The organism is Streptomyces sp. SDr-06 (assembly GCF_003324565.1).
GTDB lineage: Bacteria > Actinomycetota > Actinomycetes > Streptomycetales > Streptomycetaceae > Streptomyces.
Genome location: NZ_QOLA01000004.1, coordinates 188,793 through 214,329, shown reverse-complemented (window position 1 = coordinate 214,329; position 25,537 = coordinate 188,793). Strand labels below are relative to the sequence as shown.

Sequence of the window (25,537 nt, the reverse complement as noted above, 5' to 3'; positions counted from 1 at the left end):
TTGGGAGTGTCGTATGTTGGACCGCTTTCCGCCCGGGTTCCTCTGGGGCGCCGCCACCTCCGCCTACCAGATCGAGGGGGCGGTGGCGGAGGACGGCCGCACCCCGTCGATCTGGGACACCTTCAGCCACACGCCCGGCCGGACCGCCGACGGCGACACCGGGGACCTCGCGGTGGACCACTACCACCGGATGCGCGAGGACGTCGCGCTGATGGCGGAGCTCGGGCTCACCTCGTACCGCTTCTCCGTCTCGTGGTCGCGGGTGCAGCCCACCGGACGCGGGCCCGCCGTCCAGCTGGGCCTCGACTTCTACCGGCGCCTGGTCGACGAGCTGCTGAACCACGGCATCGCGCCCGCGCTCACCCTCTACCACTGGGACCTGCCGCAGGAGCTGGAGGACGCGGGCGGCTGGCCCGCCCGGGACACCGCCTTCCGCTTCGCCGAGTACGCGGCACTGGTCGGCGCCGCGCTCGGCGACCGGGTGGAGCGGTGGACCACGCTCAACGAGCCGTGGTGCAGCGCCTTTCTGGGGTACGCCTCCGGCGTCCACGCGCCGGGCCGCACCGACCCCGCGGCCTCGCTGCGCGCCGCCCACCACCTCAACCTCGGTCACGGACAGGCGGCTTCGGCCCTGCGAGCGGTGCTGCCCGCCCGCGACCAGATCGCGGTCAGCCTCAACTCGGCGGTGATCAGGCCGCTGTCCGATGACCCGGAGGACCTGGCGGCGGTGCGCCGGATCGACGACCTGGCCAACGGCGTCTTCCACGGCCCGATGCTGCACGGCGCCTACCCCAGGCGGCTGTTCGCGGACACCGCCTCGGTCACCGACTGGTCCTTCGTGCACGACGGCGACCTGCGCGCGATCCGCCAGCCGCTCGACGCGCTCGGCCTCAACTACTACACGACCTCCCTGGTCTCGGCGTCCGACCCGGGCCGGGCCGACGCCCGCGCGGACGGCCACGGGGCGAGCGCGCACTCGCCCTGGCCGGGCGCCACCGGCATCGCCTTCCACCAGCCGCCGGGCGAGCGGACCGCGATGGGCTGGAGCATCGACCCCTCGGGCCTGTACGACCTGCTGATGCGCTACACCAAGGAGGCCCCGGGGCTGCCGCTCCTGGTCACCGAGAACGGCGCGGCCTGCGACGACAAGCCGGGCCCGGACGGCTCGGTGCACGACCCGGACCGCATCCGCTATCTGCGCGACCACCTCGCGGCGGTGCGCCGGGCGATGGAGGCGGGCGCGGACGTGCGGGGCTACTACCTCTGGTCGCTGATGGACAACTTCGAGTGGTCGTACGGGTACGGCAAGCGGTTCGGCGCGGTGTACGTGGACTACGAGACGCTGGCCCGCACCCCGAAGTCGAGCGCCCGCTGGTACGCGGAGCTGGCCCGGACCGGGGAGCTGCCCGGGACGTGACACCCCGAGGGGCGGGGGCGCCGGCGGACCGACCCGGCGCCGGGCTTGAACCTCACGCCGCGTGAGGACGCACAGTGGAGCCATGACCGCATCCACCTGGAAGGTGGGCCCCCTGGCCGAGGCCAGCGGGCTCACCGTCCGCACGCTGCACCACTGGGACACCATCGGACTGCTCTCGCCATCGCGCCGCACCGCGGGCGGGCACCGGGAGTACACCGAGGACGACATCGCCCGGCTCTACCAGGTGCTGGCCCTGCGCGGCCTGGGCCTCGGCCTGGAATCCATCGCCGTCTGCCTGGACTCCGGCGTCGACCCGGCGCGTGTCCTGCGCGACCACCGCGAGAGCGTCGAGGCGCGGCTGGCCGCCCTCACCACCCTGCGCGACCGGCTCGTGCACATCGAGCGGGAGGTGGCGGACGGCCGGGCGCCGACGACCTCCGCGGTGCTCGACGCGCTGCGCGCCACCGGCACGGCGGGACCGGCGGCCGAACAGGCCGTGCGCCGCCACCTCGACGACGACCAGATACGGGCGCTCGGCGCCCACACCGCGGCCCTCGGCCCGGCCGCGCACTACCTGCTGGAGGTCGAATGGCCCGAACTGTACCGGCGGGCCGAGGAGTTGAGGGCAGCGGACACCCCGCCGACGGATCCGCGCGTACGCCGGATCGCGGCCCGGATGGACGAGCTGGGCACGCTGTTCAGCGGCGGCGACCGGTCGCTCTCCGCCGGCGTGCGGGAGGCCTGGCGCGAGGACCCGGCGGCGCTGTCCGGCGACGCCTCGGCGCGGCCGGGCCGGTGGGACGGGCTGACGGCCTACCTGGACGCGGCACGGCGGGGGGCCGAGGGATGAACCGGTACTCGGTGCTGCCGTTCCTGCTGATCGTCGTGCCGCTGACGGCCGCGCTCGCCGCGTTCGGGGTGATCGGGTGGGGCGTGGTGCTCGCCGTGCTGATCGCGGCCGGGGTCCTGGCGCTCGCTGCCAGATCGGCGGGGAAATGAGCGGGCCCCGGCCGGGGTGGGGGAAGGGCGGTCCCGGCCGGGGAGCTGAGGGGTGGACGGACGGCTACCTGTAGGCGCCGAACGCCTTGGTGAAGGCGAGCGGCTCCTGGGCGATCGAGGAGCAGGTCGGGTCGGCGGAGTTCTTGGCGCCGCCCGGGCACTCCTTGTCACGGGCACCGGACCACATGGCGAGCCACCCGAGGCCCTTGGACTTCGCGAAGTCCACCAGCTTGGCGGCGTCGGCCACGGTGAACTTCTCCACGCCGACGTCGTTGACGCCGATCATCGGCGTGACGGCGACGGCCTTCCACGCGGCGGCGTCGGACAGACCCAGAACTCCCTTGATCTGGGCCTGGGTCGCCCTGGCGGCCTGGATCGCGTAGTCGCCCATGTCACCGCTGTAGGAGGGGCCGTAGTCCATCGCCATGATGTTGACGGCGGAGACCTTCACCCCGTTCTTCTTGGCGTCGGCGACCAGGTCGACGCCGGGCTGGGTGAGGCCCTCGGGCATCACGGGCAGCGTGAAGGAGACGTCGAGCCCGGGGTGGGACCGCTGGAGCGTCGCGATGGCCTGCGCGCGGCGGGCGTTGGCGCCGGTGTCGGGCAGCGCGGCGCCCTCGATGTCGAAGTCGACCTTGGTGAGCTTGTACGCGTCGATGACCTTGCCGTACGCGGCAGCCAGCTCGTCCGCGCTCTTGCAGACGAGGCCGAGCTCGGAGCCGGAGGCGCCGCCGAAGGAGACCCGCACATCGCCGCCCTTGGCGCGCAGCGCGCCGATCTGCGAGGCGACCTTGTCGCTCCCGAGGTCGCCGACGCCGCCCCACAGCGGGGCGCAGCCGCCGCCGGAGGTCACGAAGGCGAGGTTGAACTGCTTCACGCCGGTCTTGTCGGCGGTGCCCGCCAGGTCGTACGCCGGGTAGAGCGAGGTGTCGACGTACGGCGCGAACCCGGCGCCGCTCGCGCTACCGCCGCCGGTGCTCTTGCTGGGGGTGGGTATCGCAGTGGGCGGCTTCGACGGCTGGGCGGTCGGCCTGGTGCTCGCCGGGCCGGAGGGCTGGGGGGTGGGCTGTCCGGTGGGGCGGCCGCTGGGCCGCGGGGTGGCCCCGGTGTCGACGGAACACTTCTCCTGGTCGATGAGGCAGCCGGTCGGGTCGCCCGCGGTGCCGTGGGCCGAGGTGACGAAGCCGACGGTGACCGACTTGCCCGGGGCGAGTCCAGCCTTGTCCCAGCTGGGCGGCTTCACGGTGACGTGCTGACCCCGCACGCTCTGGTCGCCGTTCCAGAGGGAGGAGAGCGTGGTGCCGGCCGGGAGGTCGAACTCCAGGGTCCAGTCGGGGAGCGTCTTGGCGGTGTCGTTGGTGATGACGTACTGCCCGGTGTAACCACCGGTCCAACTGCTGGTCTTGGTGTACGCCGCGCCGACCGAGGCGGCCTGCGCGGTGCCGGTGAGCGCGAAGGCCGCGCCGCCGACGACCGCGGCGGCGGCCACCGTGCCGATCACCTTGGTCGTGCCGCTCGCCTTGCGCCGATGCGTACTGCTGCCCATGCCGTGCCTGCCTCTGCGTTGCGGGGGTGCGGGATTCCGTTTCCGGGGTGCGGGAGCACGCTAGCGAGGCCGAACCGGACAAATGCCCAGTTCAGGGCGGGGGTTGGGGATCTTAGGGTGGGCTTAAGGATGCGATGGGGGGAGGTTAAGCCCGGCACTCCCAGGGGGTTCGGCTGTTGACCGTGCGTGGCTGGTCGCGCAGTTCCCCGCGCCCCTGGCGGTACTGGTGCTGGCCGGCATGGTCTGGGGCGGAGCCCCAGGGTCCTTCCACCCCGGCGGGGAAAAGGTCAGGCCGTTGCGCCCCGGCGGGGGCGGCGGGAACGGCCGCGGACCCGGTGACCGCGGCGCCCCGGCGACGCCGGCCCGAGCCCGATCCAGAGGCGAACCTCCGTGCCGCCCAGCACGGAATGCCCGATCCGGACGTCACCCCCCGTCGACTCGGCGACCCGCCGCACGATGTCGAGCCCCAGCCCCGTGGACCCGGGCCGCCCCCCGCTGTTGCCCCGCGCCAGCGCCGCCCGGGGATCGGAGATGCCGGGCCCCGCGTCGGAGACCAGCACGATCACCGCGTCCTCCCCGTTGTGGACGTCCACCGAGAAGGCCGTCCCCTCCGGCGTGTGCCGGAACACGTTGCCGAGCAGCGCGTCGAGCACGGCCACGAGGTCGGCCCGCGCCACCGAAATGCGCACGGGCCGGTCGACCCCCGCGAGCCGCACCTCGCGGCCCTCGTCCTCGGCCAGCGCCGACCAGAACTCCATCCGCTCCAGGATGACCTCGCAGGCGTCGCACCCCGCCCCCGGCCCGGCGGGCTGGGTCTTGGGCTTGGCCTCGCGCGCGGTGCGGATGATCGTGTCGACCTCCCGCTCCAACTGCTCGACCGCCGCGCGGGTCTGCTCGGCCGCGGGCCCGTCGCCGAGGGAGGCCGCGTTCAGCCGGAGCACGGTGAGCGGCGTACGCAGCCGGTGCGAGAGGTCGGCCGCCAACTCCCTTTCGTTCGCGAGGAGTTGGACCACCTGGTCGGCCATGGAGTTGAAGGCGACGGCCGCCGAGCGCAGTTCGGTGGGCCCCTCCTCGGGGACGCGCGCGCCGAGCTTGCCCTCGCCCAGGTCCTGCGCCGCGCCCGCGAGGCGCTGGGCGGGCTGGACCATGCGTACACCGAGCCGGTCGGCGACGGCCACGGAGCCGATGATCAGGCCGATGCCGACCCCGGCCAGGACCAGCCAGGCGGTCGTCACGCCGTTGGTGACCTCGGCCTCCGGCACGAAGACCTCGACGATGGCAATCTGGCCGGAGCTCAGCGCGGTGGGCTGGAGCAGCGCGGAACCGCCCGCCACGTCGGTGGTCGAGGCCTTGATGACCTTGCGGGTGGCTTCGAGGTCCCGGTCGGCGGCGCGCTGCTTGCCGATCTCCACCGGCGCGCTGCCGGGGACCGCCGGGTCCGCCGGAACGTGCACGGCCATCCGGTTCTCGGCGCCGAACTGGGTGGAGGCGACGGCGCGTTCCAGCGCGTCGCGGTCGGTGGTGATGGACAGGGTCGGCCCGATCGCCGCGGCCTGCCGCTCGGCGTTGGAGAACGCCCGGTCGCGGGCCATCTCCTTGATGACCATGCCGAGCGGCACCGCGAAGGCGACCACGACCATCACGGTGACGGCGAGGCAGACCCTGACGAGCGCCCACCTCACCGCGGTGGCTCCAGCTTGACGCCGACGCCCCGCAGCGTGTGCAGATAGCGCGGCCGGGCCGCGGTCTCCCCCAGCTTCCGCCGCAGCCAGGACAGATGGACGTCGATGGTCTGGTCGTCGCCGTACGACTGCTGCCACACCTCGGCGAGCAGTTCCCTGCGGGGGACCACGACGCCGGGCCGCCCGGCGAGGAAGGCGAGCAGGTCGAACTCGCGCCGGGTGAGGTCGAGCTGGACGCCGTCGAGTTCGGCCTGGCGGCGCAGCGGGTCGACCCGGAGCCCGCCGACCTGGAGCACCCGGGACGGCGGCTCGGCCCCGGCCGTGGCGCGCGCCCGGCGCAGCACGGCGGCCATCCGCGCGGAGAGGTGCTCCACGGAGAACGGCTTGGTGAGGTAGTCGTCCGCGCCGTCGTTGAGCAGCCGGACGATCTCCGCCTCGTCGTCCCGCGCGGTCGCGATGATCACCGGTACGTCGGTGATGCCGCGCAGCATCTTCAGCGCCTCGGACCCGTCCAGGTCGGGCAGTCCGAGGTCCAGGATGACCACGTCGAAACGGAAATGGGCCACTTCGCGCAGCGCCTCGAGTGCCGTGCCGACGCTCCGTACCGTGTGGGAGGCCTCGGTGAGGTGGCGGATGAGGGCGGAGCGGACAAACTGGTCGTCCTCGACCACGAGCACACTTGCCATGGCCCGCACCGTACGCCATCCGCAGGAGCGGAGTCCCTCGTGGGAGGGGAGCCGGCGGTGGCGGGACACGGATGGGGCCCGTGGTGCAGTATGGCCCGGATGCACAGAGGACTCGTACACGGTTTGGCGTGGTCGCTCGCCACCGGAGCGGCGGTGACGCTGTCCTGGTGGGGTGTCCACACGGTGATGGCGGGCACGGTGTACGACCCGCCCCGCGCCCTGCCGATCAGTGGCGACGCGCACATCGCGCAGGGCTCGCGGCCGGACGCCTCCTCGACCCAGCGCCCCCAGGAGCCACCGCCCTCCCCCTCGTCCTCGCCCGCGCGGAAACCGTCGAAGGACACCGGGGACGGCAAGGCTTCGGACAGCCACGCGCCGTCGTCCGGCCCGTCCGGCGCCAAGTCGCCCTCGACATCGACCCCTTCCGGCAATCCGGCCAATTCGGGCGCGGTGCAGGGGTACAACGTCTCGGGCGGCCGGGTGGTGTTCGACCTCGGTGACACCTCCGCGCAGCTCGTCTCCGCGACGCCCGCGTCGGGCTGGCAGATGGAGCGCTGGATCCAGACGCAGTGGATCCGGGTCACGTTCACGCGCGGCAGCGAGACGGTCTCGGTGTTCTGCACCTGGAACGGCCACCCGCCCTCGGTGGAGATCAACAACACCTGACGCGGGGAGCGAACGGGCCCGTCACCGCCCTCGCGTCCTCAGCGGAACGCGCCGGCCGGCGGCGCGGGCGAGGGCTTGGCACTGGCGTCGCTCACCGCGGCGGCGCCGCCCGTGAAGCCGGCGAGCTCCCGCCCGTGCTGGACGCGGCCGGGGTGCGGGTCGCCCGCGATCCGCCGGGTCAGCTCGGCGACCGGCAGCGGCACGGCCGAGCCGACGAGCACCGCGTTGCCGAACCGTTTGCCCCGCAGCACCGTCGGGTCGGCGGCGAGCGCGAGTTCGGGGAAGACCTGGGCGGCGGTCGCGATCTGGCCCCGCAGATGCGCGAGCGGCGGCCCGTCGGCGAGGTTCGCGGCGTACGTGCCGCCCGGCCGCAGCACCCTGCGCACGTCCGTGAGGAACTCGGCACTGGTCAGGTGGGCCGGGGTGCGGGCCCCGCTGAACACGTCGGCGATGACGAGGTCGGCCCAGCCGTCCGGGAGCTTGGCGAGCCCGGCCCGCGCGTCGCCGCCGCGCACCCGGATCCGGGCCCCGGGGTCGAGCGGCAGCTCGCGGCGTACGAGCTGGACGAGCGCGGCGTCGAGCTCGACTATCTGCTGGGTGGAGCGGGGGCGGGTGGCCGCGATGTAGCGGGCCAGGGTGAAGGCGCCGCCGCCGAGGTGCAGCACGTTCAGGGCCTGACCGGACGGGGCGGCGAGGTCGATGACATGGCCGAGGCGGCGCTGGTACTCGAAGGTCAGCCGCTCCGGGGCATCAAGGTCCACGTGCGACTGCGGCGCCCCGTCGAGCAGCAGGGTCCACCCGCCGGTCCCGTCCCGGTCGGGTATGAGCTCGGCGAGTCCGCCGTCCACCGTCTCGACGACGGGCTCGGGCCCGCGCCGCCTGCTGCTTTTCGCCATCCGGCCATTATCGACCGGCCGGACGGGTGCCGCCTTCCCGCGCCGCGGCGCCGGTCAGCGGCCCTCGGCCTCGCGGATGCCGTCGGCCGCCTCGATCATGCGGGCCGCCTCGCCGAGGGCCGCGCGCAGCAGCCCGGGGTCGGTGACCTCGGTGGTGTCCGGGGGGAGGAGCCAGCCCGAGCCGGTGACGGGGGGCGCGACGGGCAGGCCCTCGATGCGCAGCCCCCGCCCGTTGGTCTCCGTACAGGCGCTGCCGGGCACGTCCCAGGCGGCGGCGGTGCCGGACGGCACCAGGAAGCCGAGGGTGTCGCAGGTCCCGTCGTGCAGGACGGGGCCGACGGCGGCCGGGGCGGCGCCGCGGCGGATGATGTCCACGGCCTCAAGGCCCTGGCGGGCGGGCACCGTGACCAGGTCGCAGGGCTCCTCGACCGGGCATCCGAGCACCGGCGGGGCGCTGGCCTGCGGCGAGTGCGGATGCCGGACGGCCGTCGTCTGCGTACCGGAGCCGGTGAAGTCGATGTCGGTGTCGGTGTTCACGCAGTCCTCCAACAAGGCAAGCCCTCCGCGTCTCTGCGGTGTCTGGCGCTCTCCACATGGTTCAACGCCCTTGGGCGTCAAGGGGAACGGCGCCGCGCCGCCGCAAAGGATGGCAGTTCATGGCGGATCGCGGGTGAGATATCCGGTTTGTAGCCAAACACTGTGTGAACGCCTCGTCACAGCAGGTACGTTCTTGCTCCGCACCACCCCGCCAGAGAGAGCTGTCGAGCCATGGCGCCGTCACCCGATCCCCAGGCAGACCCCCCGGTGAACGCGCGGACCCCCCGGACGCCGCGCCGGCTCACGCGGGAACCCAACGTGGCCTTCCGGCAGTTGAGGGGCGCCCGGTCACCGGGCGAGTTCGCGGCCGCGGTCCGCCGGGCCGCCCGCGAGATCGGCGAACAGGTCGCCTGCGACGCCCGGTACATCGGACGCGTGGAGAACGGCGAGATCCGCTGCCCCAACTATGCGTACGAAAGGGTCTTCCGGCACATGTTCCCCGGTTTGACCCTGGCCGATCTGGGGTTCTCGGCAAGGGAGGCGGTACGGGGCCGAGGGGCGCGCCCCCTCTCCGGTGCGCCCCTGCTTCAGGTCGCACCCCGCCCCGAGCATCCGGACCACGATTCGCCCGACCATCACGACCCCCAGAACCACGAGGAGAGCGACGTGCTGCGTCGCGCATTCATGACGGGCTCCACCGCCACGGTGGCGGCCGTCTCGCTGGGCATCGGCCCGGTACCCGCACAGGCCATCCAGCGCGTCGGCGAGGCCGAGGTGAGCGCCGTCGAAGAGGCGGTGCGCCGGATCAGGCTGCTGGACGACCGGCACGGCGCGGACGGGCTCTACCAGCGCGCCGCCCAGCCGCTGCGCACCGCGTACGCGCTGCTCGACGCCAGTGCGGCCCGGCGTTCGACGCAGGAGCGGCTGCACACCGGGGCGGGTGAACTGGCCATCTCCGTGGGCTGGTTGGCGCACGACTCGGGCCGCTTCGGCGAGGCCCGCTCGCACTACGCCGAGGCCCTCGCCACGGCCCGCCTCGCGGGCGATCCGGGCCTGGAGGCCCACGCGTTCTGCAACATGTCCTTCCTGGCCAGGGACATGGGCCGGCCGCGCGAGGCGATGCGGGCGGCGCAGGCGGGCGAACGCGCGGCGCGCCCGCTCGGCTCGCCCCGGCTCCTCTCGCTGCTCGCGCTGCGCGAGGCCGGGGGCTGGTCGGGGCTCGGCGACCGCTCGGCGTGCGAGGAGTCGCTGGCGCGCGCCCACCACCACTTCGCCCGGGGCGCCTCGCCCGCCGACCCGGAGTGGATGACGTTCTTCGTCGAGGCCGAGCTGGAGATGCTCCAGGCGCAGTGCTTCTCGGCGCTCGGCGACTGGTCCCGGGCGGCCCGGCACGCGCACCGGGCGGCGGCGCTGCAGGATCCGCACTTCGCCCGCAACCTCGCGCTGTACCGGGCCGAGCTGGCGGACGATCTCGCGCGGGCGGGGGCGCCCGCCGAATCCGCCGCGGCGGGGCAGCAGGTCCTGGACCTGCTGAACCAGGTCCAGTCCACCCGGATCCAGGCGATGCTGGCGGACACGTCGCGCATCCTGGCCCCGCACCGGGCCTCCCCGGAGGTCGCCGCCTTCCTGGAACGGCGGGCCGCGGTAGCGGTCTGACCCGGGTCCGTCCCCCACGAAACCCTTCGGGGCGGGGGCGAGGAAGGCCGGGCGCTGAGCACGGGGAGTGCCCCCCATCCGCGGCCCGCGCGCACGTGCTCGCGCCCCCAACCCCGCTTTCGCCCGCGGACCGTGCCCCCTTCCCGCGCAGTTCCCCGCGCCCCTTCAAGGGGGCCAGCATGGACACCCTCAGCCCGTCCGGCGATTGAGGACGAGCGCCCTTGAGGCGCGAACGGGGTCTGGGGCGGAGCCCCAGGGGCGCCCGCGGACCGTGCGTGGCTGATCGCGCAGTTCCCCGCGCCCCTGGCAGTACAGGTGCGGGCCAGTGCTGGCGTCTTCAGCCCGTCATGGGGGGCCCCCTGGCCCTTAAGGCCTTGGGGGAGATTGAGGACGAGCGCCCTTCAGGCGCGATCGGGGTCTGGGGCGGAGCCCCACGAGGTCGGGGCCGGGCGGCGCTCCAGAGGCCAGAGGGGCGGGGGCGGAGCTCCCGGGGCTTACCGCTCGAGGTGGCCCGTGTCGTTCCAGCGCTCCAGCGCCGGCGCCCCGTACGCCCACCCCAGTACCGACAGCGACGTCGGATCGAGCCGGATGCGGGCCGCGAAGGAGATGTCCTCGCCCAGCCAGCGCGCCGCGATGGACCGCAGGATGTGCCCGTGGGCGAAGACCAGCACGTCCCGCCCGGCGGACCGCGCCCAGGCGACGACCTCGTCCGCCCGCGCGGAGACCTGCGCCAGGGTCTCCCCCTCCGGCACCCCGTCGCGCCAGATGAACCAGCCGGGCCGCACGGCCTGGATCTCGGGCGGGGCCATGCCCTCGTAGGCGCCGTAGTCGTACTCCATGAGCGCGTCCCACGGCTCGGCCCGGTCCCCGAACCCGGCCAGCTCACACGTCTCGGACGCCCGCACCAGCGGGCTGGTGCGGACCTCGACGCCGGGCAGCCCGCCCCAGGGCTCCCGGTGCAGCCGCTCGCCGAGGAGCTTCGCGCCGCGCCGGCCCTCGTCCAGGAGCGGGATGTCGGTCCGGCCGGTGTGCTTGCCGGCGAGCGACCACTCGGTCTGCCCGTGCCGGGCCAGCAGGATGCGCGGTGCGGCGGCTGCCATGAGTGTTCTCTCCCGATCTGTACGAAATGTTCCCTCACCATCATCGCGTATCGCTTGAGGCAACCTCGAGCCGGATCCCAACGTCTGACCGAACACCGGGGTGCTGCGTGAAGGCGATCACTTACACCGTACGGTTGAACGCACGCCAAAAAACCGGAGGCCCCGAGCGGGCAGCCCGAGAACCAGTTGGGGGAACCTGCCGGATGCAGCCACCGCAGCACGCCACGCGACCACGCTGGTGGACCGAACTCCCGCTGATCGCGCTCGTGTACGGGGCCTACACCGCAGGACGCCTGATCGTACGCGGCAACGAACCGCTCGCCGTCGAGCACGGCCTGTCCATCCTGCGCATCGAGAAGGCCCTCCACCTCAACGCCGAGCACCCGCTGAACCGGTTGTTCACGCACACCCCGGCGCTGGGCATACCCGCCGACTTCATATACGGGTCACTGCACTACCTGGTCACCCCGGCCGTTCTGATCTGGCTGTTCCACCGGCGCCCCACCCGGTACCGGGCCGCCCGCGGCTGGCTGATGACCTCCACCCTGCTCGGCCTGATCGGCTTCACCTTCCTGCCGACCTGCCCGCCCCGACTGCTCCCGGCGGTGCACGGCTTCACCGACACGATGGCCCAGTACAGCTCGTACGGCTGGTGGGGCGGCGAGGCGAGCGCTCCGCGCGGCATGGGCGGCATGACCAACCAGTTCGCCGCGATGCCCAGCCTGCACGTCGGGTGGGCCCTGTGGTGCGGGGTGATGCTGTGGCGGTTCGGCGGCAGCCGCATGACGAAGACCGTCGCCGTCGCGTACCCGCTGACCATCACGTTCGTGGTGATGGGCACGGCCAACCACTACCTCCTCGACGCGGTCGCGGGCGCCGCGGTGATGGGTCTGGGACTGCTGCTCTCGAAGCCGCTGATGCGGCTCGCCGAGCGCGTCCGCACCCGTTTCGCACCCGTCTCTTCCTCCACCCGCGCCTCGATTGTCAGTGCCGGATGCGAGACTTCGGCGGGTGAGCGAATCCCTGGGCAGCGGACCTCCTCCGACACCCCCGCAGAAGCCGACGACAGCACTGCGTCGACGGCTCGCTGAGCTGCGCGGCCCGGCCCTGGCGGCCCGGCCGCTGGACGCTCGCGCGCTGGCGGCCCTCGCGGCGAACCCGGGCTGCCGCAGACGCGCCCTGCTCGACGGCGCCGGGGTGGACAAGGGCGCGCTCGCCGAGGCGATCGGCGCGCCCTCGGCGGCGTTCGGCCAGTCCCAGTTCGCGTTCATGCGGGGCAACGCCTTCGAGGCGAAGGTGAAGGGTGACGGCGGCACCGAGCTGCTCCGTCTGCTGCACGAGCGGATGGGCGCGGCGGGCTCCGAGCCGCCCGGCGAGGCGACGGCCCCCGATCTCGCGGCGGCCGGTCCCGAGGGCCGCGCGGCCCGCACCGCGCTCGCGCTGCGCGAGGCCACCGCGGCCGGGAGCTGGGCGCTGCTCGACCATCCGATGCTGGCCCTGGAGGTGGCGGGCTCCCCCGCCTACCTGGAGCCGGACGCGGTGGTGGTGCACCCCGACGGCCGCTGGACGGTCGTCGAGATCAAGTCCTTCCCGCTGATCGACGCGGCGGCCGACCCGTCGAAGGTGGGCGCCGCCGCCCGCCAGTCCGCGGTGTACGTGCTGGCCCTTGAGCGGGTCGCGGCGCGCACCGAGGGCGCCTCGGTGGACCACTCGGTCCTGCTGGTCGGCCCGAAGGACTTCTCCAACCTGCCGACCGCCTCCGTCGTCGACGTACGCAAGCAACGGTCGGTCACCCGGCGCCAGTTGGACCGCCTGGCCCGCATCGAGGACATCGCGGACGCGCTGCCGCCGGGCACCACCTTCGACCTGGACGGCCAGTCCGGCGAGGCCCTGGCCGCCGCTGTCGAGGCGGTTCCCGCGGTGTACGCGCCGGAGTGCCTGGCCGCCTGCGAGCTGGCCTTCCACTGCCGCGGCCGGGCCCGTGAGGAGGGCGCGGTGACCGCGCTCGGCCGCTCCCTGCGCGGTGAGCTCGGCGGCCTGACGACGATCGGCGAGGTCCTCGCGGCCGCGCGCGGCGAGTCGGGCGACCCCGCCGATCCCACGGTGGCGGCGGTGCGGCGCGCGGCCGCCCTGCGCGCGGAGGCGGGTGTGCCATGTCGCTGATCGCCACCCTGGCCCGCCTCGAGGCCGTCGAGTCCGGCCGGGCCCGGCCGCTGACCACCGTCCGCCACCGCCATCTGTCCGAGCGGCCCCTCGTGTTCGTGCCGCTCACCACGGCGGGCGAGGCGGGCGCCCCGCTCGGCGCCCTGGTCGGCACCGACCGCGAGGCACCGACCCTGCTCGTGGTGCCCCAGCCCCGCGACCGCGATCTGCGCTTCACGTTCCTGGCCGACCTCGCGGAAGCCGTCCTGCCGTACCTGGAGGCGTACGCCGGTGACGTCGAGCTCACCGAGCGCTCCGAGACCGACCCGGAGACCGGCAAGAAGACCAAGGTCGAGGTCGAACTGTGCGCGGACGCGCCGCAGTTGATCGTCCCCGGCCGGGCGGGCATCGACTTCGTACGCCTGCTGGGCCGCTCGATGCGGTTCCGCCGCACCGCCGAGCAGGACCCGGACGCGCCCTATCCGGCGCCGCCCCGCGTCCCGCTGCTCGGCCGCTGGTTCACGCACTACGCCGAGCGCGCCCGTACCCCCGGCGCCGCGCTGCTGCTGGCCGCGACCGACCTGCTGAACCGGCACTGGGCCACCGGCCAGTCCAGCCTGGAGGACCAGCACCTGGGCGCGCTGCTCGCCTGGATCGACCCGCCCGCGGGCGAGTCCGGGGCGCAGGCGGCACTGCGGGCCGAGCTGGCGCGCGGCGCGGACGGCCAGTTGCTGTGCCCACCGGCCGGACCCGCCACCGACCCTGCCTTCGACAACCGCCTGCTGGCCCCCGCCGTGGAGCGCTACGACCGGGCCCGCCAGGCCCTGCAGTCGGCCGAGGACGGACTGGCCGCGGACGAGCGCCTGGGCCAACTGACCGCGGCGGAAAGGGAGATACGGCGTCTGCTGGCGGCACAGCTCATGCCCACCTGGACGGCGGTGTGGCACGCGCTCGACCTGCTGCGCGAGCTCCCCGAGGGCGAGCGGGCCGCCGCGCGCTGGACGAGCGACCGCTGGTCGTTCACCGGCCACCGGGACCGCGTCACCGCGGGCGAGCCGCCGCAGCCCCGCCGCGACGACGCGGTGACGGCCGCCACCAAGCTGCTGCGGCGCGAGCGCGCGCAGGCCGAGCTGGAGGCGGGCGAGGCGCTGGACGATCCGCTCGTGATGGCGGCCCGCAGGCTCGCGGGCGAGGCGTTCGTGGGCGAGGTCGTCGAGGTGACACAGGCGTGGACGGAGTCCAAGCGCCCGAGCCCGCGCCCGCTGGTGTCCCTGCGCACGGACGACGCCCCGCACCTGGCCGAGGGCGCGAAGGTCTACCGCGCCCTGGACGGCAAACCGCAGAAGGCCGAGTTCGTGGCGTACGAGGCGGAGGGCGTGCTGGTGCTGCGCCTCCTGGACAAGATGGGGCGGAGCAAGGACCCGGCGCCGGGCTCCGTGCCCGAGAAGGGCGACCGGATCTGCTGGACGCTGTTCGAGCACGAGCAGCGCGGCGCCCCCAGGCTGCCCGACCCGGAGGCCACCCCGTGGACGCACGGCGGCCCGCCGGGCGGCGCCGCCGAACCGCCCGACCCGCTGACCCCCGAGGACCTCCTGTGACCGCCTTCGATCCGAGCGCGGCCGCGGCCGGGGCCACCGACGCGATCCTCGCCGACACCCTGCACGGCTCGGCCCGCGGCGTCGTCGTCGACTCGCCGCCCGGCGCCGGCAAGTCCACGCTCGTGGTGCGCGCGGCGCTCGAACTGGCCTCGGCGGGGTGCCCGTTGATGGTGGTCGCGCAGACCAACTCGCAGGTCGACGACCTGGTGGTCCGCCTCGCGGAGAAGGCCCCGGACCTGCCGGTCGGCCGCCTGCACAGCAGCGACAGCGACCCGTACGACAAGGCCCTCGACGACCTGGAGAACGTACGCAAGTCGTCGAAGGCGGGCGACCTCGCGGGGCTGGACGTCGTGATCTCGACGGCGGCGAAGTGGGCGCACGTGAATGACGTCGAGCCGTGGCGGCACGCGATCGTCGACGAGGCGTACCAGATGCGCTCCGACGCGCTGCTCGCCGTGGCGGGGCTCTTCGAGCGGGCGCTGTTCGTGGGCGATCCGGGGCAGCTCGATCCCTTCGCGATCGCCGACGCCGAGCAGTGGGCGGGGCTCTCCTACGACCCGTCGGCGAGCGCGGTCTCGACGCTGCTCGCGCACAACCCGGAGCTGCCGCAGCACCGGCTGCCCGTCTCGTGGCGGCTGCCCGCGTCGGCGGCGCCGCTGGTCTCGGACGCGTTCTATCCGTTCACGCCGTTCCGCAGCGGCACCGGCCCCGGTGACCGGCGGCTCGCCTTCGGCGTCGCCCCGGACGGCTCGGCGGCGGACCGGGCGCTCGACGAGGCGGCGGAGTCGGGCTGGGCCCTGCTCGAACTGCCCGCCCGGCACACCCCGCGCACCGACCCGGAGGCGGTCCGCGCCGTCGCCCACGTCGTACGGCGCCTCCTGGACCGGGGCGGGGCGGCGACGAGCGAGCGCTCGCCCGAGCCGGTTCCGCTCACCGCCGCCCGGATCGCGGTCGGCACCGCGCACCGCGACCAGGCGGCCGCGATCCGGGCGGAGCTCGCGGAGCTCGGCGTGACGGGGGTGGCCGTCGACACCGCGAACCGGCTCCAGGGAAGGGAGTTCGACGTGACGGTCGTGCTCCACCCCCTCTCGGGACGCCCGGACGCGACGGCCTTCCACCTGGAGACGGGCCGCCTGTGCGTCCTGGCCTCGCGCCACCGGCACGCCTGCATCGTGGTGTCCCGGGCCGGGGTGGCCGACCTCCTGGACGACCACCCCTCGACCGAGCCGGTCCAACTGGGAGTGACGGTGAAGTTCCCGGACGGGTGGGAGGCGAACCACGCGGTCCTCTCCCACCTCGCCGAACACCGCATCACCTGGCGCCCCTGACGGACGGAGTCCGGCACGCCGCCGGAGGCGGCCCATGAACACAGCCCGGACGGGTGGGAGGCGAACCACGCGGTCCTCTCCCACCTCGCCGAACACCGGATCCCCTGGCGCCCCTGACCGCCACGGCGGACATCCATCCAGGCCGCCGGACATCCCGCCACCCCCGGCGCGAAGCTTCCGAAGGCCCCCTTGCGCCGGGGCGGGAGAATGGACGGTGGCCCGGGCGCCCGGACCGTGAACCACGACCTGCCCTGGGAGGACAGACATGCCGGAGCACGAGCGGAAGGAGGAGCGGCAGCGGCTGAGGCCCGCGCCGTTGCTCTTCGAGCCTTCCGAGGCCACCGCCGACCCGGAGCACTTCTTCGACCTGGAGTCCATCGAGGACCCCCGGGCGCTCCTCTCCCGCGCGACCGAGCTGGCCCTCGCCTTCCGTGCGGCGGCCGACCGGGCGGTCGAGTTCCAGGCGGTCGCGGCGGCCCAGCTCGCCGACCCCCGCCGCTTCGACCGGCTGACCCCCGCGGACGTGGCGGACCGGGCCCAGTGGACCGAGGACTACGCGAAGAAGATGATCGAGTTCGGCCGGGACCTGCTGCGGGCGGGGGAAGTGCCGTAGGGGCCCCCAAGAGCCTCGGGCATATGCCGGGGGGCAAGATACGCCCTCCCGCCCGGCCCTGTCCCGGTTTCCGCCAAGCCGCCGAAGCGGAACCTGTCCAGCCGGTAAACGTAGAGCATGAGCAGCGACAACGGCACGGGCGGCGGAACCCGGGTGACCAGGACGGGCGGCGGCCCGCTCTCGACGGTGGGCCGCCCCGGCGGCCCCGCCCGGGGCGAGGACGCGTACGACATCTTCCGGGCGCTGCGCGACGAGGGCGGTCACCAGGTCGGCGAGGTGACGGCGGCCGGCGCCGCCTGGCTGTCGTCGGCGGCCACCCACCCCCGCAGCACCCTCGCCCTCTGGGAGTCGCGGCCGACCGCGCCCGGCGTGCTGCCCTGCGGGACGGTCTTCGACGTCGTGAACGTGCCGTCGATCTTCGGGCGCCGGATGCTCGACCGGCTGTGGGCCGAGGGACCCGGCTCCGGGCCGGTCGCGGTGCACCGGGGCCGCATGCTGCTGTTCGCCGCGCCCGGCACCGCGCAGCGGCTGCCCTCGCTCCTGGAGTGGGAGGAGTGGCAGGGCGCCGACGTGCCGGTCCCGCCGCTCCTGTGCCACGGCGCGGGCGACGCCGTCACGGTCCCGGCCCTGGTCCGCCCGGCCCGGGACAACGCGGGCGCGGCCCGCTGGCTGGTGGCCCCCGACACCCGGCGCCCCTGGCTGCCGGGGCCCGACGTACTGCTGTGGGCCTGCGTGCGGGCGGCCAGGAACGAGTCCACGGACGTCCCCGGGATATCGATTTTTCCTCGCGCCGATCAGGATGCTAATGTCTACGACGTCAGCAGGCGCCGCTAGCTCAGTTGGTTAGAGCAGCTGACTCTTAATCAGCGGGTCCGGGGTTCGAGTCCCTGGCGGCGCACAGACGGAAGAAGCCCCTCGCGCGAGCGGGGGGCTTCTTCGTGTCCGGGGCCGAAAGCGCCGCGGGGCCGGTCAGTGGGAGATCTTGACCGTCCAGGCGCCCGACTTCGTCCGGCCCTCGGCCTCGATCCTGATGCCCTCGCCGGGCACCGTGTACGTCTCGCCGAGCGCGACCGGCGCGTCCGCGAGCGGCGGGTACACCGACTTCTCCCAGCACGCCGCCGTGTCCGGGTGCGCGTCGAGCACCTGGACCGGTCCCCCGCCGGAGGCCGAGCCGCTGCGGACCCGGTAGACCAGGAGGCCCTGGTTGCAGCTCGCCCGGTCCAGGCCCGCCGAGTCCCGTACCTCGATGACGATGGCGCGGTCCTCGCCGGTGCGGATCACCGCGAGCCGCTTGCCCGTGCCCGCCTTCGCGGGGGACGCGGACAGCGGTTCCAGGGTGAGCCGGGTCGTGCCGTCGCCGGTCACACAGCTGACCTCCTGCCGGTCCAGCCAGCCCAGCTTCCACTTCTGCCAGCCGAACAGGTCCGGCGCCGTACCGAACTGGCTGCCCATGACGTCCCAGTCGCCGACGTAGGTGTCCCAGTCGCCGTTCTTGCCGTCCTGGGGGCGGTGGTAGAGGTCCGGCAGGTCGAAGACGTGCCCGGTCTCGTGGGCCAGCACGTTGCGGTCCGGCGGGTGGTGCTCGAAGACCGTCACCACCCGGTTGATGTCCCGCCCGTCGGCGCGTACGGGCCGGTCGAAGTTGACGACCTTCGTGGCGTCGGAGTCGACGCCGGGCGCGTCGGGGTCGGCGACCAGGTAGATGATGTCGTACTTCGAGAAGTCGGTGGTCGGGTCGGCCGCCCGGATCGCGTCCTGCAGATAGCGGGTGCGCTGGTCGGGGTCCCAGTCGCGCTCCATGCGGTACGAGGTCGAGGCGGCGGGCATCCGCACCCACTGGCGCTGCGGCTCGGCGTCGAGCCGGAACTTGCCGTACGAGGCCTGCTCGAAGAAGCGGCTCGTGGCGGGGAAGTAGTCGGCGGCCAGGTCCGCGGGGGCGGTGGTCGGCTTGGAGTCCGGGAAGGACAGGAAGACCATCACCGCGCTGAGGGAGCGGACGGGCCGCGGGTAGGCGGCGTTCCAGGTGTCGACGCCGAGCGAGTGGTGGGCCTTGGTCCGGGGCAGCGCGCACGGCACCGCGGAGTCCGCCGCGACGGCGGGACCCGACACCAGCGAGATGGCGGCGAGCGCCATGAGGGAGGTGAGCGCCGCCGCCGCACTGCGCAGCCGGACACGCTCCACTCCCCCGGGTGTCTGCTGACGCTGCACGTCGACCTCCGGGAGCGGGATGCGGAACATCCCACCCACTTTGTGCAGGTTTATACGGAAATGCCCTGTTCCGCTGCCCCAGAAGGGTGAGGCGCCCGACACCCCGATGACTTACGCAAAGTCACGACCGATCACCGACGGGCCGAGCCCGGCCACAGCCGCGCAGAAACGATCGGCCAACGATCGACCCGGAACTCCGGGTGCTCTTGATCACGAAGACGAAGCTGGATCGTGGCTCGCGCCAGCCTCTATGATCGGCACACTTTCCCGCGTGGAAGCGGCCTCCCGAGGCTGTCGTCCACCCCAACCGAAGACCCGAGCAACTCCGTACTACCTCTGCACAACTCGATCGCACTGCGGGAGCCAGCGGTGAGCGGAACCCCCGAAGGACCGGGCCAAGCGCCCGGAACCATCCGGTCGCCCGTCACAGAGCGTCATACGGACCGCACCGCGGGCGCCGTGGCGGAGCGCACTCCGGAACACGCCGGAAACCCCCTGCCCGAGCACCCGCCGCAGCAGGGCGACCCCGCCCCGGACACCCCCGCACCCCCGCGTCCGGGCCCGCTCGCCACCCGGGCCGCCGAGCTCCTCGCCGCTTTGCGGGCCGAGCGCGCCGAGCAGACCGCGCGGCACACGGCCGGGCGCGGCGCCTGGGAACTGCGCGACTACCAGGCCGCGTTCAACGCCGCCCACCTCGCGATGGCCGTCGTCGACCGCGAGGGCACCGTGGTCGCCGCCAACGAGGCGCTCGCCGAACTCCTCGGCACCGACCCGGCCGCACTGCACGAGCAGGACGCCGCCGACCTCGTCGACCTCGCCGCCGACAACCGCACCTGGCACGCCTACCGCGAGGTGTTGCGCGGCGCCCGCACCCGGTTCCGCTGCACCCGCCGCCTCAAGCACCCCGACGGCCACTCGCTCTGGGCCGAGGTCACCGTCGCGCCCGTGCCCGACAGCCCCAGCGTGCTGCTCTCGATCGCGGACATCAGCGACCGGCGCGAGCTCCAGGCCCGGCTGCGCCACCTCCAGATGCACGACCCGGTGACCCGCCTGCCCAACCGCACCCTGTTCTTCGAGCGGCTCAACTCCGCGCTCGAAGCGTCCGCGTACGACAACGGCGGCACCGGCCGCATCGGGATCTGCTACCTCGACCTCGACGGGTTCAAGGCGGTCAACGACACGCTCGGCCACCGGGTCGGCGACCGGCTGCTCAGCGCGGTCGCGGCCCGCCTGACCGAGTGCGCCGACCAGTCCGGGTACGCGCGCGGCGGCGGGCACCTGGTGGCCCGGCTCGGCGGCGACGAGTTCGCCGTCCTGGTCGAGGACTCCACGGGCACCGAGCAGCTGGCCGAGCTCGCCCGCTCCGTCCTGAACGCGCTCCAGCGCCCCTTCGACCTGGCGGGCCAGCGCCTGTCGGTCTCGGCGTCGATCGGGGTGGTGGAGCGGGCCAGCGCCGGGACCACCGCGACCGGTCTGATGCAGGCCGCCGACACCACGCTGTACTGGGCGAAGGCCGACGGCAAGGCTCGCTGGACGCTCTTCGACCCCGAGCGCAACGCCCACCGCATGACCCGCCAGGCGCTGTCCTCCACGCTCCGCCCGGCCGTGGAGCGCGGGGAGTTCACGCTGGAGTACCAGCCGCTCGTGGGGATGGCCGACGGGGTCGTGCACGGGGTCGAGGCGCTGGTGCGCTGGAACCACCCGCAGTTCGGCTTGCTTCCGCCGAATCGGTTCATCGGAATTGCTGAAGAAGACGGCTCGGTGGTCCAGCTCGGCCGCTGGGTGCTGCGCTCCGCGTGCCGGCAGGCCCGGCGCTGGCAGATCGAGCACCCGGACGTGCCGCCGATCTTCGTCAGCGTCAACGTCGCCGTCCGCCAGGTCTGGGACTCCGACCTGGTGGCGGACGTGGCGGAGATCCTCGCGGAGACCGGACTCGCACCGCACCTGCTCCAGTTGGAGCTGACCGAGTCCGCGGTGATGGGCTCGGCGGGCCGCCCGCTCCAGGCCCTCCAGGCGCTGTCCGACATGGGCGTGCACATCGCGATCGACGACTTCGGCACCGGCTACTCCAACCTCGCCTATCTGAGCCGGCTGCCCGTCTCCGTCCTCAAGCTGGACGGGTCGTTCGTGCGCGGTTTCCAGTACGACGAGGGCGGCGCCCATCCCAACCCGGCCGACGAGACCATCGTCGAGGCCATGGTCCAGCTCGCGCACCGGCTCGGGCTCACCGTGACCGCCGAGTGCGTGGAGACCGCCGAGCAGGCGGGCCGGCTCGCCCGGATCGGCTGCGACACCGGCCAGGGCTGGCTCTACTCCCGCGCGGTCGCGCCGGACCGGATCGCCCGGATGATCGCCCCCAGCCCGCAGAACGCCTGAGGCTCCCCACGACGACGGCCGCCCCGTCCCTCCACTGCGGAGGGGCGGGGCGGCCGGCTGTGCGGGGAGGCCGGGTCAGCAGGCGCCGAGGTCCTGCCAGACGCCCCACTGTCCGGTGGTGCCGGGCTGCTCGCCCTTCGTCCACCACTGCGCCTTCCAGGTGTGACCGCCGTAGGAGACCAGGTTGCCTCCGGTGTAGGTCGCGCCGCTGTCCCAGGCCGCCGCCGTGCAGCCGCCCGGCGTCGGGGTCGGGCTGTTGGTGGCGGTCGGGGTCGGCGACGGGGAGCCGGTGGCCGTCGGCTTCGGGTCCGGGGAGGAGGAGGGGGACGAACCGACCGCGTCCACGATGTAGTTGAGCAGCGTGGTGTTGTCGTCGAGGCCGAGCAGGCTGTACATCATCGCGCCCGCCAGACCCCGCTGGTGGGCGTAGTCGGCGCGGGCCTGGACGGACTGCTTGTCGAGGCCGGTGAAGAACTCGCCGTCCTTGTAGAAGTACGAGGCCTTCGCGTCCGCGTCCCAGAACGTGGTCGCCGGGTTGTCGACGAGGCCGCCGAGCTCCTTGTAGAGCGCGGTTCCCGCGACCTGGCTGGTGGGCCGGGCGTTGGAGGGGCCGGTCGCGGTCTGCGCGAGCCCGTTGTTGGTGGCCGGGACGCCCTTCCAGCCGCGGTAGTAGAACTCGTACCCCAGCGTGATCTTGTTGGCGGGGAAGCCGCCCGCGATGCCGTAGGCCGCGTTGCCGTCGATCCAGGAGTCGATCGCGTTGGAGACCGAGTACTTCTGGGTGCCGGGCTTGATGACGTCCGTCGGGTCGTTCGCGGGTGAGACCAGCGGGGACTGGTGGTAGGTGGGGCCGGTCGCGTTCCAGGCGCCGTGCATGTCGTAGGTCATGATGTTCGCGTAGTCGAGGTACGCGCCGACCTTGTCCGTCTCGATGTTCTTGATCTTGTCCTGGCCGGCCGGGAGCGCCGCCGTCAGGAGGTAGTGCTTGCCGCCGTGCGCGGCCCCGTACGCGTCGAGCTGCGAGCGGAACTCGGCCAGCAGGGCGGTGTAGTTGGCCTTGTCCTCCGCGCCGTAGTGGTTGCCGAGGTGACCGTCGGGCGAGCCCGGGTACTCCCAGTCGATGTCGACGCCGTCGAAGATCCCGGCCGCCGTGCCCGCGCCGCCGAACCCGCCGTCGACCGGCAGGTTTCCGGCGATGTACTGGTTGATGCAGGACGAGACGAACTTCTTGCGGCTGGCGTCGGTGAGGGCCGCGTCGTGGAAGTACTTGGAGTACGTCCAGCCGCCGATCGATATGTTGATCTTCAGCTTGGGGTACTTCGCCTTCAGTTCCTTGAACTGGTTGAAGACGCCCACGATCGGCTGGTTCCAGGTGTCGCCCACGCCGCTGACGCTGTCGGCGGCCGAGAACGACTTCTGGTAGTCGGCGAACGAATCGCCCGCGCCGTCACCGGCGTTGGGGTTGTTGTCGTCGCCCGCGGCCTTGTTCGCCTCGAAACAGGTGAGGTTGGTGGGGTCGATGTTGCCGAACGAGTAGTTGAGGACGTCCAGTTTGCCCGCGATGCCCCGGGTGTCGAGGTGCTTGGGGTAGAAGGCGTTCCCGTACACGCTCCACTGGTCGTAGTACGCGATCTTCACGCCGCCCGTCGAGGGTGCGGCGGCGTTCTGGGTGGTGGTCGCGGCCGACGCGGTGCCGAGGCCCGCGAAGGCTGCCAGGGCGCCGGCGGCGAGCACGGCGGTGCTCAAGGCGGCAACAAGGGGTCTGCGGCGCTGCAAGACGACCTCCGGGGGGATGGGGGCACAGGGGGTGCGGGGAAGGCGGTTGAGGAAGTGATAGCGATCGGATCCCGGCCACGTCAATGGTCTGAACCAAATTGAGGACTAGACCAATCTGGCGGTGAACGTGCTTGTCAGGGGCCGAGTTGGGATGCTTTGGGTCGTCCGCGACCGGTCACGACAGGCCATCCGCGGCCCGCCCGCGCATCGGGAACGGCGCTGGACCAGTCCGCCGCGGTGACCCAGGTTTTACCGACGTACGATCGGCGCCATGGCCGGTCTCCCCACCCTCGCGCTCATCAGCGGCAGCCTGCGCGCCGCCTCCACCAACTCGGCCGTGGTCCGCACGGTCGCGGACCTCGCCGAGGGCCTCGCGGAGCCCGTCACGTACGACGGGATGGGCTCGCTCCCGCACTTCAACCCGGACGACGACATCGATCCGCTGCCCGCGGAGGTGGCCCGTCTGCGCGCCCTCATCGCCTCGGCGGACGCGATCCTGATCTGCACCCCGGAGTACGCGGGTGACCTGCCCGGCTCCTTCAAGAACCTGCTCGACTGGACGGTCGGCGGCACCGAGATCTCCGACAAGCCCGTCGGCTGGGTCAACGCCTCGGTCAACCCGACCGGGGCGGCGGGGGCGCATGCGGCGCTGCGGACGGTGCTCGGCTACACGGGGGCGTACGTCGTCGACGCCGCGACGGTTCATGTTCCGGTGCCGCGGGGCGCCGTCGGCCCGGCCGGGCTCATCACCGACCCCGCCCTGCGGCGCGCCCTGACCGGCGTGCTCACCACCCTGCTCTCGGCCGACCCCGCCCCGCTTTCAGCGTAGTTGGGTCACCTCTCCGGCCGGGCCGGGCCCCGATCCCCAGGGGCGCGGGGAACTGCGCGACGAGCCACGCACGGTCCGCGGGCGCACGCGGCGACGCGGGAGCGGGGTGCGACCCCGGGTCCCCCCGCGGAGGTTGGGACCAGGCGCTCCCGCCCCTGCCCGATCACCTGCGGACCGTAGGGGCCGATCGCGCAGTTCCCCGCGCCCCTGGCGGGGTTCGGGGCAGGCGCGCCGATTGGCTACCCGCATCCCTGGCGGGGTTCGGGGCGGCCGGGTCGGTGGGGTCAGGGGGTCAGGGTGGGCAGGGCGTATGCGTTGGCGATCAGGTCGTAGGAGCGGACCCTCACCTCGGGGCCGTGCGCGTTCGCCGTCAGCATCAGCTCGTCCGCGCCCGTGCGCTTCTGGAGGGCGTCCAGTCCGGCGCGCACCTCCTCGGCCGTGCCGGAGATGACGTTGGCGAGCCAGCTGTCGACGAACTCCCGCTCCAGCGCGCTGAATTGGTACGCCTCCGCCTCCTCCGGAGTCGGCACGAGGCCGGGGCGGCCGGTGCGCAGGCGGACCATCGACAGGGCGTTGGTGAGGGTCTGCCGCCTGGCCTCCTTCTCGTCGTCCGCGGCCAGCGCCGAGACGCCGATCAGGGCGTACGGCGCGTCCAGGAGCTCGGAGGGCCGGAAGGAGTCGCGGTAGAGGTCGAGCGCGGGCACGGTGTTCGCCGCGGAGAAGTGGTGCGCGAAGGCGAACGGGAGGCCCAGCGCACCGGCCAGGCGGGCGCTGAAGCCGGAGGAGCCGAGCAGCCAGATCGGCGGGCGGGCCGAGGGGCCCTGCACCGGGCCCGGCACCGCGTGGATGCGGGCGTAGGGGTGCCCGTCCGGGAAGTCGTCGTCGAGGAAGCGGGTCAGTTCGGCGAGCTGCTGGGGGAAGTCCTCGGCGCCCTCGTTCAGCCGGTCGGTGCGGCGCAGGGCCGCGGCCGTCGCGCCGTCCGTGCCGGGCGCCCGGCCCAGCCCGAGGTCGATGCGGCCCGGGGCCATCGCCTCCAGGGTGCCGAACTGCTCGGCGATCACCAGCGGCGCGTGGTTGGGCAGCATCACCCCGCCCGAGCCGAGCCGGATGCGGCTGGTGTGCGCGGCGAGGTGGGCGAGGATCACGGCCGGCGCGGACGAGGCGACGCCGGGCATGGAGTGGTGCTCGGCGACCCAGTGCCGGTGGAAGCCGCGCCGCTCCGCCAGCCGCGCGATCTCCACGCTGGTCCGCAGCGCACGGTGCGCGGTGTATCCGCTGCCGACCGTCACCAGGTCCAGCACCGACAGGGGTACGGGTGCGGTGCCGGCCGCCGTCCCTCGAATCGCATCCACGTCCACCGGTCCGCGCCTCCAGTTCGTCATGTCGTTCACGTGCGTCGCGTCCTTCGCATTCCGCGTCCGTGGGGCTGAACAGGAGGCTGTCTCCGTTTTATTCCCGGCCGCCGGGCCGAAGGTGAACCCT

Annotated in this window: 22 protein-coding genes and 1 tRNA gene; 14 read left to right on the top strand and 9 right to left on the bottom strand. The window is 73.5% G+C overall.

Translation table 11 applies throughout. From position 1 onward, the window contains the following. Nucleotides 1–13: 13 nt before the first annotated feature. The 3 genes from DT019_RS11860 to DT019_RS39510 all read left to right on the top strand — a co-directional run bounded on the left by DT019_RS11860 (nucleotide 14) and on the right by DT019_RS39510 (nucleotide 2,416). Nucleotides 14–1,417: a GH1 family beta-glucosidase gene (locus DT019_RS11860; protein ID WP_114036715.1), complete on the top strand. Its 1,404-nt coding sequence runs from the start codon at nucleotides 14–16 to the stop codon at nucleotides 1,415–1,417. An 82-nt stretch (nucleotides 1,418–1,499) separates the two neighbouring features. Further along, nucleotides 1,500–2,267 carry a MerR family transcriptional regulator gene (locus DT019_RS11855; protein ID WP_114036714.1) on the top strand — a complete coding sequence of 256 codons (768 nt, stop codon included), beginning with the start codon at nucleotides 1,500–1,502 and terminating at the stop codon, nucleotides 2,265–2,267. Next, the gene (locus DT019_RS39510; protein ID WP_189389464.1) at nucleotides 2,264–2,416 is read left to right on the top strand and encodes a hypothetical protein; all 153 of its coding nucleotides are present in this window, start codon (nucleotides 2,264–2,266) and stop codon (nucleotides 2,414–2,416) included. Before DT019_RS11855 ends, DT019_RS39510 begins: the two co-directional genes overlap by 4 nt. Nucleotides 2,417–2,480: 64 nt before the next feature. On the opposite strand, the gene DT019_RS11850 is transcribed toward DT019_RS39510, so the two are convergent. The 3 genes from DT019_RS11850 to DT019_RS11840 all read right to left on the bottom strand — a co-directional run bounded on the left by DT019_RS11850 (nucleotide 2,481) and on the right by DT019_RS11840 (nucleotide 6,330). After that, nucleotides 2,481–3,962: a cellulose binding domain-containing protein gene (locus DT019_RS11850; protein WP_114036713.1), complete on the bottom strand. Its 1,482-nt coding sequence runs from the start codon at nucleotides 3,960–3,962 to the stop codon at nucleotides 2,481–2,483. Nucleotides 3,963–4,249: 287 nt separating this feature from the next. Beyond that, nucleotides 4,250–5,644 (bottom strand): sensor histidine kinase, encoded by a 1,395-nt coding sequence (locus DT019_RS11845; RefSeq protein ID WP_114036712.1) that lies wholly within the window; start codon nucleotides 5,642–5,644, stop codon nucleotides 4,250–4,252. Beyond that, nucleotides 5,641–6,330: a response regulator transcription factor gene (locus tag DT019_RS11840; RefSeq protein WP_114036711.1), complete on the bottom strand. Its 690-nt coding sequence runs from the start codon at nucleotides 6,328–6,330 to the stop codon at nucleotides 5,641–5,643. Before DT019_RS11840 ends, DT019_RS11845 begins: the two co-directional genes overlap by 4 nt. 99 nt (nucleotides 6,331–6,429) lie before the next feature. Between DT019_RS11840 and DT019_RS11835 the strand changes: the two genes are divergently transcribed. Continuing rightward, a complete protein-coding gene (locus DT019_RS11835) occupies nucleotides 6,430–6,996 on the top strand; it encodes a hypothetical protein (protein ID WP_114036907.1) in 567 nt (188 codons plus the stop codon). A 38-nt stretch (nucleotides 6,997–7,034) separates the two neighbouring features. On the opposite strand, the gene DT019_RS11830 is transcribed toward DT019_RS11835, so the two are convergent. Together DT019_RS11830 and DT019_RS11825 are read right to left on the bottom strand one after the other, a co-directional pair. Then, a complete protein-coding gene (locus DT019_RS11830) occupies nucleotides 7,035–7,892 on the bottom strand; it encodes a spermidine synthase (RefSeq protein ID WP_114036710.1) in 858 nt (285 codons plus the stop codon). A 54-nt stretch (nucleotides 7,893–7,946) separates the two neighbouring features. Next, a complete protein-coding gene (locus DT019_RS11825; protein ID WP_114036906.1) occupies nucleotides 7,947–8,336 on the bottom strand; it encodes a hypothetical protein in 390 nt (129 codons plus the stop codon). 324 nt (nucleotides 8,337–8,660) lie between these two features. Between DT019_RS11825 and DT019_RS11820 the strand changes: the two genes are divergently transcribed. Continuing rightward, nucleotides 8,661–10,085 carry a tetratricopeptide repeat protein gene (locus DT019_RS11820; RefSeq protein WP_223279426.1) on the top strand — a complete coding sequence of 475 codons (1,425 nt, stop codon included), beginning with the start codon at nucleotides 8,661–8,663 and terminating at the stop codon, nucleotides 10,083–10,085. Between the two features lie 494 nt (nucleotides 10,086–10,579). Here the strand turns inward: DT019_RS11820 and DT019_RS11815 are convergent, their stop codons facing one another. Next, nucleotides 10,580–11,185, bottom strand: a complete 606-nt coding sequence (locus DT019_RS11815; protein WP_114036708.1) for a histidine phosphatase family protein — start codon at nucleotides 11,183–11,185, stop codon at nucleotides 10,580–10,582. Nucleotides 11,186–11,388: 203 nt separating this feature from the next. On the opposite strand from DT019_RS11815, the gene DT019_RS11810 reads away from it, so the two are divergent. From DT019_RS11810 to DT019_RS11780, 7 genes are all read left to right on the top strand, one after another. After that, complete coding sequence (locus DT019_RS11810) at nucleotides 11,389–12,276, top strand: phosphatase PAP2 family protein (RefSeq protein WP_114036707.1); 888 nt, start codon at nucleotides 11,389–11,391, stop codon at nucleotides 12,274–12,276. After that, on the top strand, nucleotides 12,197–13,348 hold the full coding sequence (locus DT019_RS11805) for a hypothetical protein (RefSeq protein ID WP_223279425.1): 1,152 nt from the start codon (nucleotides 12,197–12,199) through the stop codon (nucleotides 13,346–13,348). Before DT019_RS11810 ends, DT019_RS11805 begins: the two co-directional genes overlap by 80 nt. Beyond that, nucleotides 13,339–14,925, top strand: coding sequence for a hypothetical protein (locus tag DT019_RS11800; protein ID WP_114036705.1), 1,587 nt, complete (start codon nucleotides 13,339–13,341; stop codon nucleotides 14,923–14,925). The genes DT019_RS11805 and DT019_RS11800 overlap by 10 nt, the downstream gene beginning before the upstream one ends. Continuing rightward, nucleotides 14,922–16,253, top strand: coding sequence for an AAA domain-containing protein (locus DT019_RS11795; RefSeq protein ID WP_114036704.1), 1,332 nt, complete (start codon nucleotides 14,922–14,924; stop codon nucleotides 16,251–16,253). Before DT019_RS11800 ends, DT019_RS11795 begins: the two co-directional genes overlap by 4 nt. Before the next feature lie 265 nt (nucleotides 16,254–16,518). Then, nucleotides 16,519–16,866, top strand: a complete 348-nt coding sequence (locus DT019_RS11790) for a hypothetical protein (RefSeq protein WP_114036703.1) — start codon at nucleotides 16,519–16,521, stop codon at nucleotides 16,864–16,866. Nucleotides 16,867–16,983: 117 nt separating this feature from the next. Beyond that, a complete protein-coding gene (locus DT019_RS11785) occupies nucleotides 16,984–17,700 on the top strand; it encodes a bifunctional DNA primase/polymerase (RefSeq protein WP_114036702.1) in 717 nt (238 codons plus the stop codon). Further along, nucleotides 17,691–17,764 (top strand) — tRNA-Lys (locus tag DT019_RS11780). Before DT019_RS11785 ends, DT019_RS11780 begins: the two co-directional genes overlap by 10 nt. Before the next feature lie 71 nt (nucleotides 17,765–17,835). Here DT019_RS11780 and DT019_RS11775 read toward each other — a convergent pair. Then, entirely contained in the window at nucleotides 17,836–19,104 is a 1,269-nt protein-coding gene (locus DT019_RS11775; RefSeq protein ID WP_114036701.1) for a M6 family metalloprotease domain-containing protein, read from the bottom strand. A gap of 339 nt (nucleotides 19,105–19,443) precedes the next feature. Here DT019_RS11775 and DT019_RS11770 point away from each other — a divergent pair, with 339 nt between their 5' ends. Beyond that, nucleotides 19,444–21,450: a putative bifunctional diguanylate cyclase/phosphodiesterase gene (locus tag DT019_RS11770; RefSeq protein ID WP_388978689.1), complete on the top strand. Its 2,007-nt coding sequence runs from the start codon at nucleotides 19,444–19,446 to the stop codon at nucleotides 21,448–21,450. A 75-nt stretch (nucleotides 21,451–21,525) separates the two neighbouring features. Here DT019_RS11770 and DT019_RS11765 read toward each other — a convergent pair whose 3' ends face one another. After that, complete coding sequence (locus tag DT019_RS11765; protein WP_114036700.1) at nucleotides 21,526–23,226, bottom strand: glycosyl hydrolase family 18 protein; 1,701 nt, start codon at nucleotides 23,224–23,226, stop codon at nucleotides 21,526–21,528. Nucleotides 23,227–23,497: 271 nt separating this feature from the next. On the opposite strand from DT019_RS11765, the gene DT019_RS11760 reads away from it, so the two are divergent. After that, nucleotides 23,498–24,055: an NADPH-dependent FMN reductase gene (locus DT019_RS11760; RefSeq protein ID WP_114036699.1), complete on the top strand. Its 558-nt coding sequence runs from the start codon at nucleotides 23,498–23,500 to the stop codon at nucleotides 24,053–24,055. A gap of 284 nt (nucleotides 24,056–24,339) precedes the next feature. On the opposite strand, the gene DT019_RS11755 is transcribed toward DT019_RS11760, so the two are convergent. Further along, nucleotides 24,340–25,437 (bottom strand): LLM class flavin-dependent oxidoreductase, encoded by a 1,098-nt coding sequence (locus DT019_RS11755; RefSeq protein ID WP_114036904.1) that lies wholly within the window; start codon nucleotides 25,435–25,437, stop codon nucleotides 24,340–24,342. Nucleotides 25,438–25,537 lie beyond the last annotated feature (100 nt).

Coding starts and splice junctions, on each gene's coding strand:
- DT019_RS11860 (WP_114036715.1), top strand. CDS start 14: ATGTTGGACCGCTTTCCGCCCGGGTTCCTCTGGGGCGCCGCCACCTCC.
- DT019_RS11855 (WP_114036714.1), top strand. CDS start 1,500: ATGACCGCATCCACCTGGAAGGTGGGCCCCCTGGCCGAGGCCAGCGGG.
- DT019_RS39510 (WP_189389464.1), top strand. CDS start 2,264: ATGAACCGGTACTCGGTGCTGCCGTTCCTGCTGATCGTCGTGCCGCTG.
- DT019_RS11850 (WP_114036713.1), bottom strand. CDS start 3,962: ATGGGCAGCAGTACGCATCGGCGCAAGGCGAGCGGCACGACCAAGGTG.
- DT019_RS11840 (WP_114036711.1), bottom strand. CDS start 6,330: ATGGCAAGTGTGCTCGTGGTCGAGGACGACCAGTTTGTCCGCTCCGCC.
- DT019_RS11835 (WP_114036907.1), top strand. CDS start 6,430: ATGCACAGAGGACTCGTACACGGTTTGGCGTGGTCGCTCGCCACCGGA.
- DT019_RS11830 (WP_114036710.1), bottom strand. CDS start 7,892: ATGGCGAAAAGCAGCAGGCGGCGCGGGCCCGAGCCCGTCGTCGAGACG.
- DT019_RS11820 (WP_223279426.1), top strand. CDS start 8,661: ATGGCGCCGTCACCCGATCCCCAGGCAGACCCCCCGGTGAACGCGCGG.
- DT019_RS11815 (WP_114036708.1), bottom strand. CDS start 11,185: ATGGCAGCCGCCGCACCGCGCATCCTGCTGGCCCGGCACGGGCAGACC.
- DT019_RS11810 (WP_114036707.1), top strand. CDS start 11,389: ATGCAGCCACCGCAGCACGCCACGCGACCACGCTGGTGGACCGAACTC.
- DT019_RS11800 (WP_114036705.1), top strand. CDS start 13,339: ATGTCGCTGATCGCCACCCTGGCCCGCCTCGAGGCCGTCGAGTCCGGC.
- DT019_RS11790 (WP_114036703.1), top strand. CDS start 16,519: ATGCCGGAGCACGAGCGGAAGGAGGAGCGGCAGCGGCTGAGGCCCGCG.
- DT019_RS11785 (WP_114036702.1), top strand. CDS start 16,984: ATGAGCAGCGACAACGGCACGGGCGGCGGAACCCGGGTGACCAGGACG.
- DT019_RS11775 (WP_114036701.1), bottom strand. CDS start 19,104: ATGTTCCGCATCCCGCTCCCGGAGGTCGACGTGCAGCGTCAGCAGACA.
- DT019_RS11760 (WP_114036699.1), top strand. CDS start 23,498: ATGGCCGGTCTCCCCACCCTCGCGCTCATCAGCGGCAGCCTGCGCGCC.
- DT019_RS11755 (WP_114036904.1), bottom strand. CDS start 25,437: ATGACGAACTGGAGGCGCGGACCGGTGGACGTGGATGCGATTCGAGGG.